This is a genomic window from Pseudoalteromonas sp. NBT06-2, from assembly GCF_002276045.1.
Lineage (GTDB): Bacteria > Pseudomonadota > Gammaproteobacteria > Enterobacterales > Alteromonadaceae > Pseudoalteromonas.
In genome coordinates, this window is the sequence record NZ_NQMR01000104.1 from 24,665 (window position 1) to 34,009 (window position 9,345).

At 33.8% G+C, this 9,345-nt stretch carries 8 protein-coding genes; 3 read left to right on the top strand and 5 right to left on the bottom strand.

Annotation, left to right across the window (positions count from 1 at the left end; translation table 11 throughout):
* Window positions 1-3: 3 nt before the first annotated feature.
* From CJF42_RS18025 to CJF42_RS18035, 3 genes are all read right to left on the bottom strand, one after another.
* Window positions 4-1,392: an energy transducer TonB gene (locus CJF42_RS18025; protein ID WP_095368010.1), complete on the bottom strand. Its 1,389-nt coding sequence runs from the start codon at window positions 1,390-1,392 to the stop codon at window positions 4-6.
* A 123-nt stretch (window positions 1,393-1,515) separates the two neighbouring features.
* Window positions 1,516-2,952, bottom strand: a complete 1,437-nt coding sequence (sthA, locus tag CJF42_RS18030) for a Si-specific NAD(P)(+) transhydrogenase (RefSeq protein ID WP_095368011.1) — start codon at window positions 2,950-2,952, stop codon at window positions 1,516-1,518.
* Between the two features lie 77 nt (window positions 2,953-3,029).
* Window positions 3,030-4,163: a fatty acid desaturase gene (locus CJF42_RS18035; RefSeq protein WP_095368012.1), complete on the bottom strand. Its 1,134-nt coding sequence runs from the start codon at window positions 4,161-4,163 to the stop codon at window positions 3,030-3,032.
* 198 nt (window positions 4,164-4,361) lie between these two features.
* Here CJF42_RS18035 and fabR point away from each other — a divergent pair, with 198 nt between their 5' ends.
* Window positions 4,362-4,988 carry an HTH-type transcriptional repressor FabR gene (fabR, locus tag CJF42_RS18040; RefSeq protein WP_095368013.1) on the top strand — a complete coding sequence of 209 codons (627 nt, stop codon included), beginning with the start codon at window positions 4,362-4,364 and terminating at the stop codon, window positions 4,986-4,988.
* Between the two features lies 1 nt (window position 4,989).
* Here the strand turns inward: fabR and trmA are convergent, their stop codons facing one another.
* A complete protein-coding gene (gene trmA / locus CJF42_RS18045) occupies window positions 4,990-6,087 on the bottom strand; it encodes a tRNA (uridine(54)-C5)-methyltransferase TrmA (RefSeq protein ID WP_095368019.1) in 1,098 nt (365 codons plus the stop codon).
* Window positions 6,088-6,230: 143 nt separating this feature from the next.
* On the opposite strand from trmA, the gene CJF42_RS18050 reads away from it, so the two are divergent.
* Window positions 6,231-7,361, top strand: a complete 1,131-nt coding sequence (locus CJF42_RS18050; protein ID WP_095368014.1) for a DUF5610 domain-containing protein — start codon at window positions 6,231-6,233, stop codon at window positions 7,359-7,361.
* Between the two features lie 480 nt (window positions 7,362-7,841).
* Complete coding sequence (murI, locus tag CJF42_RS18055; RefSeq protein ID WP_095368015.1) at window positions 7,842-8,618, top strand: glutamate racemase; 777 nt, start codon at window positions 7,842-7,844, stop codon at window positions 8,616-8,618.
* On the opposite strand, the gene CJF42_RS18060 is transcribed toward murI, so the two are convergent.
* Window positions 8,599-9,078, bottom strand: a complete 480-nt coding sequence (locus tag CJF42_RS18060; protein WP_095368016.1) for an RNA recognition motif domain-containing protein — start codon at window positions 9,076-9,078, stop codon at window positions 8,599-8,601. The two genes, murI and CJF42_RS18060, sit on opposite strands and share 20 nt — an antisense overlap.
* Between the last annotated feature and the right edge of the window lie 267 nt (window positions 9,079-9,345).

Below are 9,345 nucleotides of genomic sequence, written 5' to 3' on the forward strand. Positions count from 1 at the left end.
TGCTTAGTTATTTAACCTTAAACTTGCACCACTTGCCATCATGGCTGCTTCTCCACCTTCCATTAAATTTAAGTAATTTTCGGTAGGCCAGTTACGTTTTTTAGCTTCATCATAAGCTTGGCGTATCAATTCATCGCCTTGCTGTATACGACCCATTTCAGAATAAGCAGCACCTAATACTGATAGCAACGTCGGATTAGTCGCATCTAATGAACGTGCTAATTCAGCATATTTGATTGCAGATGATATATCTCTAATACCAGACTCATCAGAAAAAGCTAATAACTTAGAATACTCAACCATAGCTGGGAAATATTCATGTAATGTAGCAAGTTTTAAAAGTGCAGCAGCCTTAGTGACATCGTAATGAATACTTTCATAATTTAAATATGTTATTGCTAATTGAAATTGCGCTCTGGCATTTTGCGTTTCACTTGCTCTCACTAGCCAAGCAAAGGCTTTATCTCTACTTGGTTGACACCCTTCACCATTCTCAAAACAGTGAACTAACCGTAGTTGAGCATCATAGTTACCATTGATAGCTGCTTTGTAATACCAATTAATATGTTCACCATTTGTAGATTCAATAACTTCTTGTTCTAGCATTAAAGCATATCGTGCTTGAGCATAGCTATTACCTTTGATTGCAAGTGCCTTTAGCTTATTAGTATATTGAGCTAGTTGTTTTTTATATTGCTTATGGTTCTTCGATTTATTACTTTTATTCTTAAAGGTAATGATTAAATCATGTACACGGTTAGGTTCACCATTTCGCTTTACTTGTGGTTTATATTGCCATTGATTTACAGCTTCAAGTGCATACTCATCTAATGCGCCTTTTGGGAAAGATGCTAAAACGCGTGCATCTTCTACATGGCCACTCTCATCCACATTATAAGATATACTTACCCAAGCACTATTAAGGGCAACAAGACTTGGTGGATACTGAGGCTCTACTTTTTTTATTAACTTAGCTCTTTCGGGATAAAATTGAGTACGTTTTAAATCAGGTTCATAAAGTAATTTGTGTTTTTGATTACCGTATTTATTTTTAAGAAGTAGGTAGGCATTTTTGCCTTCTTTTCTTGAGGGAATATTTCGTCTTAGACTACGGTACTTTTCTTTGGCTTCTGGATGTTTAAAATCTACCGCAATTAAATACCAAGCGTAAGCTGTTGTGATATTTTTTTCTACACCTAATCCTTGTTCATATAGTTGTGCTAATTCAAATTGTGCATTGGAATGACCGCGTTGGGCTAGTTTAGTAAATTCTTTTGCGGCTGCTGCAAAGTTATTATTTTGTAAATCTTTATTTGCTGATGAAAAATCAGCTAAAATTCTTGTAGAACAAAGTGATAGGGTTATTAACAACAACCTAATATTACTTTTCATTTTGCACCAGCCTAATAATAATAATTATATAATTAAGTTTACAATAATTTTACACAGATACAATAGTTAGATTGAAGCTAGATTGAAAAGTAGGCACTTTAGTACCTACTTTTTATAATGGTATTACTTTATTAGGCGATTAATGCCATTTAACGCAGCAACACGATATGCTTCTGCCATTGTTGGGTAGTTAAAAGTGGTGTTTACAAAGTAATTTACATTATTACCACCATTTTTTTGCTCCATAATTGCTTGACCGATATGGATGATTTCAGTCGCTCTTTCGCCAAAGCAATGTATGCCTAATATTTCTTTGGTTTCAATATGAAATAAAATTTTCAGGCTACCAACTTCGGTCCCTGCAATTTGTGCTCTTGCTAAGTGTTTGAACTGTGCTCTACCAACTTCATAGGGTATTTTTGCCATTGTTAGCTCTTGCTCATTTTTACCAACAGAACTGATTTCAGGGATAGTGTAAATACCTACAGGTAAATCGCTGATTAATTTAGCAGAGCAGTGACCATCAACAATGGCATCTGCTGCAATACGACCTTGATCAAAAGCGGCGCTAGCTAAGCTTGGATAACCAATTACATCACCTACAGCATAAATGTTATCAATCTCTGTCTGTTGGTTTTCATTTACTTTTAATAAACCACGACCATCGGCAACTAAGCCAACTGACGCTAGATTTAAAGTATCAGTATTACCAGTTCTACCATTAGCAAATAGAATGCAATCTGCTTGCATTTTTTTACCTGACTGCATATGCACAATGACACAGTCATCACGCGTTTCTATTTTATCAAAATCTTCATTGTGGCGAATAATAATACCACTGTTCCAGAAGTGATAGCTTAATGCATCTGAAATTTCAGCATCCATAAAAGCAAGTAAGCGATCACGGGTATTTATTAGATCTACCTTTGACCCTAATCCCCTAAAAATAGAACCGTATTCACAGCCAATTACACCTGCACCATAAATGATGATATGCCTTGGATCGTGTTTTAGTTTTAAAATTGTATCACTGTCGTATACACGACTGTGATCAAAATCTATTTGAGGTGGATGATAAGGGCGAGAGCCTGTTGCGATTACAATTGTTTCAGCTGTTAGTAATTCAACTGAACCATCTGATTTTTTGATTTGAATCGTATGTTGATCTACAAAAGAAGCTTCTCCGTGATATAAACTAATACGGTTTCTATCATAAAAGCTTGTTCGTAAATTAACTTGCTTAGATATAACATTGCCAGCATGACTTAATATGTCAGGGAAAGTTAGTTTATTCCTATATTCACTTGTATTAAAAAGAGGATTGCGATTATATTCAATTAATCGGCTTACTGAATGACGCAATGCTTTTGATGGGATTGTGCCCCAATGTGTACAGCCGCCGCCAACATATTTTTGCTTTTCGATAACAGCTACACGTTTTTTGCTTTTAGCCAAGTTCATGGCGGTGCCTTCACCGCCTGGGCCTGTGCCTATAATGATGGCATCAAATTGGTATGTTACTTTTTCTTGTACCTTTTTAGGTATACTTTGCTTTGCCACTGGTTATCCTCATCTATTCAGCTTGAAACTAAAATAACCAGAGCATAACCTTAAAGTCTATGATTGATATATTTGAGTTAACAATACCTAGCATTAAGCAGTTTGATGTTTAAATCAAGCCATGCTTGTTTTTGCTGTTGCCAAGCACGTTCAAATTCTTGGTATTGTTTATTTAAAGCTAATTTTTCATATTGTTGCAATATGGTGCTTTTTTTAGCTTCAAGCAATTGTTTTTTAAGTTTTGCGTAATGTTGTAATTTTTTTATTAATAATTCATATTCTGTGTGCAACAAGTCTAACTTATCTTGTGTTGTAGAAAATTGAGTTAATTTTCTAGTTGTTGCAGCTAATTGTGTCTCAGCTTTTGCTTTTTCAATGCGATCTATTGATATGGTTTTTAGTTTTTTTGTAAGACCAAAGTATGAAAGCGATTTTATCATCCATTTTGTTGGGTCGTACTGATACCATTTTATACCATTTCTATAATCACTGGCAAAAATATGATGATAATTATGATAGCCTTCACCATAAGTGAAAAAAGCTAAAATGCCATTATCTCTAGCTGTATTAGATTCAGTATAAGGTCGCTTCCCCCAAATGTGCGCCACAGAGTTAATGAAAAAAGTTAAATGCTGACTCAATACAAGTCTTAATAGTCCTGACAATAATAGCATACCAAGCACATCACCAAATATGACCCCTAACAATAACGGGATAGATAAGTTGACTAAAAAAGCTAAAGGAAAATAATATTTATGTTGCCACATAACAATTTTATTTTTTTGTAAGTCACGGGCGTTGTTGTAGTTTCCGTATTGCTCACCTTGATAATTACGTAACATCCAGCCTATGTGGCTATACCAAAAACCATTAGTTGCCGCGTAAGGGTCTTTTATTGGATCATCAACTTGGCCATGATGTATCCTATGATCTGAACTCCAATGTAATGCGCTATTTTGCATTGCAAAAGCACCGCCAATAGCAAAAATAAACTCTACAACAGGATGGGCTTCATAAGTTTTATGTGCCCATAACCTATGATAACCAGCCGTGATTGATAATCCAGCAAAAAACATGCAAGCAATAAAAGCCAACCAATTTGCATTACTATATCCAATCATTGCACCGTATAGAGGTACTAAAGTGATGGCAGCTATAAATGTGAGTGTAAAAAATAGGACATTTGCCCAGATCAACGGTGGTTTTTTCATTTGTCTTCTTCGTAAATAATTTAAATTAGTAAATTTGAGCGTACAGCTGTGCGCTAAAGTAGTAGTAAAATGGCTTTTAGTCAAGGAATAAGGAAGTGTTAAAACGAATTTATTGACTACTTATGTTAGACTTTGAGCTTGTTAATCTTATCTAAGTAGATAAAAGTAAGGCAAAAGTTAACTTTATAAGGGGTTATTATGGCTGGTGTTCGTGCAAAACAAAAAGAAAGAACAAGACTTGCCTTGATTGAAGCTGCATTTAATCAATTAAGTGCAGATCATAGTTTATCTAATTTAAGCTTGAGGGAAGTGTCACGAGAAGCAGGAATTGCCCCAACTTCATTTTATCGTCATTTTAAAGATATGAATGAACTCGGATTAACTTTAGTCGATGAAGCTGGTTTAACATTAAGACAATTAATGCGCCAAGCCCGCAGAAGAATAAAAAGTGAAGGCAGTGTTATACATACCTCTATTTATACATTTATGGAGTTTATTGAGAACTCAAGTAATCAATTTCGTTTATTATTAAGAGAGCGTTCTGGTACTTCGATTGCATTTAGAAATGCTGTTGCCAGAGAAATAAAGCACTTTATATTAGAACTCGCTCATTATTTAGAAAGCGAAACCGAATGTGATGCTGATCATGCATATATTCAAGCTGAGGCTATGGTTACTTTAGTATTTAACGCTGGGGCTGAAGCATTAGATATAGATAAAAAGCAAAGGGATGAACTGGTTAATAGGCTAGTTTGGCAGCTCAGATATGTCGCTAAAGGTGCTGCTATTTATGGTAAAAAGACAACACCTAAAGCTAATACTTAATTTATTTACGCGTTAAGAATACACCTGATTCTATATGGTGTGTATAGGGAAATTGATCAAAAATAGCAAAACGAGTCACTTTATGTGTTGTTGTCAATTGTTGTAAATCTCTTTCTAACGTATCTGGATTACAAGATATATAGATAATATTGTCGTAGTTTTGCGTCAGCGTAGTTGTTTTTTCATCCATACCGGCCCTTGGGGGATCGACTAAGATAGTTTGGCAATTATAACTTTTTAAATCTATACCATTTAATCTTGTGAATTCTTGTTCACCATTAAGTGCTTGCGTGAACTCTTCGCTAGACATACGAATAATATCTACATTATCAATATTGTTTTCAGCAATATTAAATTGTGCTGACTTTACTGATGACTTAGATATTTCAGTTGCTAATACACGATTAAAGGCACTTGCTAATGCAATAGAAAAGTTACCGTTACCACAATATAATTCAAGCAGATCATTTTCTAAGTTTTGGCTGATATCTAATGCCCATTCCAGCATTTTTTGATTCAGTTTTGCATTAGGCTGCGTAAAGCTATTTTCGACTTGTTGGTAAGTAATCTCCTTACCAGCTACATTTATTTTTTCAATAACATAATCATTACCTAATAAAACTTTTTGTTTTCGAGCTCTACCAATAATATCAACCTTAAAGTCTTTACCTAAAGTTGCTTTTAGTGCTTCAGCAGCCTCTAACCATTCATCCTCTAAAGGTTTGTGATATAATAAGCTTATTAAAACTTCACCGCTTAGCGAAGATAAATAGTCAATTTGAAATAATTTACGTCTTAATATTTCGTTAAATTGCAGTAGCGCAATCAACTTTGGCATTAGCTTGTAAATTATTGGTGCAGCAGGTTCGAAATGTTTAACTCGAATTTTTTCTTTGGTTTCTTGATTGAACATTATGTGGAATAAATCATCTCCTTCGTGCCATACTCTAAACTCGGCACGTTGACGATAATGTTTTGGCTCAGAGTTGAAAACTTCTAGTTTTTTTACACCGAATTGTTCAAATTGCTTTTGAATACGGATTTCTTTTTCATTCAATTGTGAATCGTAAGTAGTTTCGTCAATTTCAATAATAGCCATCATGTTTTCTCGTCTGAGCTGGTCGCGCTATTTTATGGAGTGATATTTGTTTGTCTATATAAATTTAAATATTTTCTTTATTCGTACTTTAGTATTGACGTAAATAGCCGATAAGCAATAAAGGCACTGGATTGGAGCAAGTCATGAAAATAGGTTCTTCAGGGTTTCAACCCGCATCATTATTTAATCAGTTGTTTAAAAAAAGTGATAAAGCACAAGAGCATGCTCACATGTCTGGTTCAGTAAACTTTTCAAAAAATAGACAAATAGCCTCAAAAGTAATGCAAGATAAATTATCAAACGCTTTATCTATGCCGACAACTCCCACTAATAAGTCTGAATCCTTATTTGATTTTGAAGAAGTTACAAAAAATGTTTTAGGTTTTGTAAAAACGGCTGTTTTAAATGCGAAAAGCAATGGTGCTTCAGATGACAAACTTAAAGATATGTTAAATCAAGCTAAAAATGGCATTGAAACAGGTATAAAGGAGGCATTAGGTGAATTAGAAGATTCAGGTTTAATGACTGATGATATTAAAGAGGGCATTGCTAAAAGTCGAGGATTGATGAATAAAGGTTTAGATGAGTTTGAATCAACTCTAGATAGATCAAATGTATCATCAGCCAATTACGCTCAAGCAAGCAGCTATAATTTATCTAATGGCGCAGAGCTAACAATAAAGACTCAAGAAGGTGATGAGATCCGCATTCGTTTTAATTCAGATTATCAACATCAAAATGCTTCAGTATATCAATTAAATAGTCTAAACGAATCATTCACTTACCAAGATTCAAAATCATACTCTGCTTCTTTTTCATTTGAAGTTAATGGTGATTTAAATGAGGAAGAGCAAGAAGCGATAAATGCACTAATGTCAGATTTACAAAAAGTGAGTGACGACTTTTTCTCTGGTTCATTAGAAAATGCTTTTGAACAAGCAAGTGAAATAAATATGGATACCAGTCAACTGGCCGCATTTTCAATGAATTTACAACAAACAGAAAGTCTAGTAAGTGTCAAAGAGTATCGTTCAAATATGCCTGGAGTTGATTTAGCTAAACAATTAGTACCACTCAATGAAGGGTTAGAGCAGGCATATGATAAAGCAAAACCGCTTTCTATTGAAACTGAATTGGTTGGGCTATTAAAATGGTTGAATCAAGAAAGAGAACAAGCTGATAAATTTATAGCATATAGTCAATCTTTATTTGATCAGCTTTCTTTACTAGATAATTCAGTTTTGGAAAATGAAAAAACTGATAATGAACTTTAATCCTAATAATTAAATAAGTTATCTTGATATACTCCCGTGGGGTAAGATGATAAACAGCTAACTGCGTTGTTATAAAATATGTGTTGGGAATGACTTAATGATATATTTTACGTTCCGAATTTGGCGCTTTTTTGACTTGTTGAAATCGTGAATTTCCATGTAGCATGGGTATATACCCAAGCTACTTGGAAATACATGATTTCAGCGGGAGTTTAAATGGTCAAATACAAGACATTTATTGCAGGTAATGGTTATTCCCTTATCAACATAAATAACGCGGTAGTTGACCATTTAAAACCGGCCCGTAGGGAATTTATCAGGTAAGTAATCACTACGTTACATCAGTTAGAAAGGCAATAAGCATTCCTAAAATGATGTGCCTTGTGCTAACTCACCTGATAAATTCTGAAACAAGCATTATCAAGTGGCTTGGGTATATGTCACAATAGCGTGTCTTATTACATATATTGAGCTTTACGTTTGCAGCATATTGTTATTTTTGATTCGGGTATAGGTGGTACATCCGTTTTAGCGCATATTCAAAAAGCATTTCCTTATGCTTGTTTCAGTTATTTAATGGACAACTTATACTTACCTTATGGTGAGTTGGCATCAAAAGTTTTACAAAAAAGGTTATTACAAAAGCTCAAAACTGCTGAAGCGTCTTTTAAACCTATCGATTTAATTGTTGTAGCTTGCAATACAGCAAGTACACAAAGTCTCTGCTTACTGAGATCACATACTGATATTCCAATCGTTGGTGTGGTACCTGCAATTAAACCAGCAGCAAGTAGAACTAAAACCAAGAAAATAGGCTTACTTGCTACCCCTGCTACTACTAATAATGATTACATTCAAAAGTTAATAAAAAATCATGCCAATAATATAGATGTGCACTTATATTCCTCTTTAAATTTAGTCGCATTAGCAGAACAAAAATTTTGGAATGGAAGCGTAGACGAGCAAGCGCTTCATACAGAAATTAAGAATTTAAATATCTCAAAAGAAATTGATTGTTTAGTTTTAGGTTGCACACATTTTCCAATTTTATCTTCAGAAATACTTAAAGCTTTAAATATAAATATTGAATTAATTGACTCAGGTAGTGCAATTGCTAATAGGGTAATTGATTTACTACCTGTTAATGCAGACAAATTGTTATTAGAAGAAATAAAAAAACCGGTGCGGTATTATGCAACGGCTCCTATTTCAAATACTAAAGAAAAGGTTGAAATAATTAAATTGATTGATCTTTAGATTCAGCTTTAATTTGAGAATCACTATTTTCTTGTTTTTGTTTTGCCTCTCTTACTTTTAGAGTACGCTGTTGAAACTCAGCATCGTTTAAAGCTGTGATTGCTAAGTCAGCATCTTTAGACGCCATTTCAATAAATCCAAAGCCGCGACGTTTGCCTGTATTTTTATCTTTTAATAAACGTACAGTAAAAACTTTGCCGTGTTCCTCGAATAACTCTCTGACAATACCTTCGTTCGCACGGTAAGGAAGATTACCTACATATAAGGTTTTAGTTTTAATTTTTGATTCATCTTCATTCGCAGACATAAACGTAATGATGATACCACCAAAAAGTAACCCTAAAGAGAGGGCAATTGCAGGATTAGTTAAAACACTGCCGAGTAGAAACTCTGCTAAGACAAAGCCAATAATAGCCAAGATAATAGAAAAGATTATAGATTTTTGATTAGATGATTTCATTTTTATATACCAAATACACAAATTAAACATTAATTTAACATCGTAGTAGAGGTTATCTTAACCTTATCTTTAAACTTCGCAATAAAATTGTGAGTAAAATATAAAATACATAACTAAATAATGATTTATATGAATAGATTGGCATTTTTTAGTTGTAATAATAACCGTTAAGTTTGTTTTTTATTCGAATGAATGTTAATTTGTATTTTTTTAATAAAAACACTTGCGCTAAAATAGAATTTCTCTATACTGCGCCTCCACCGACAC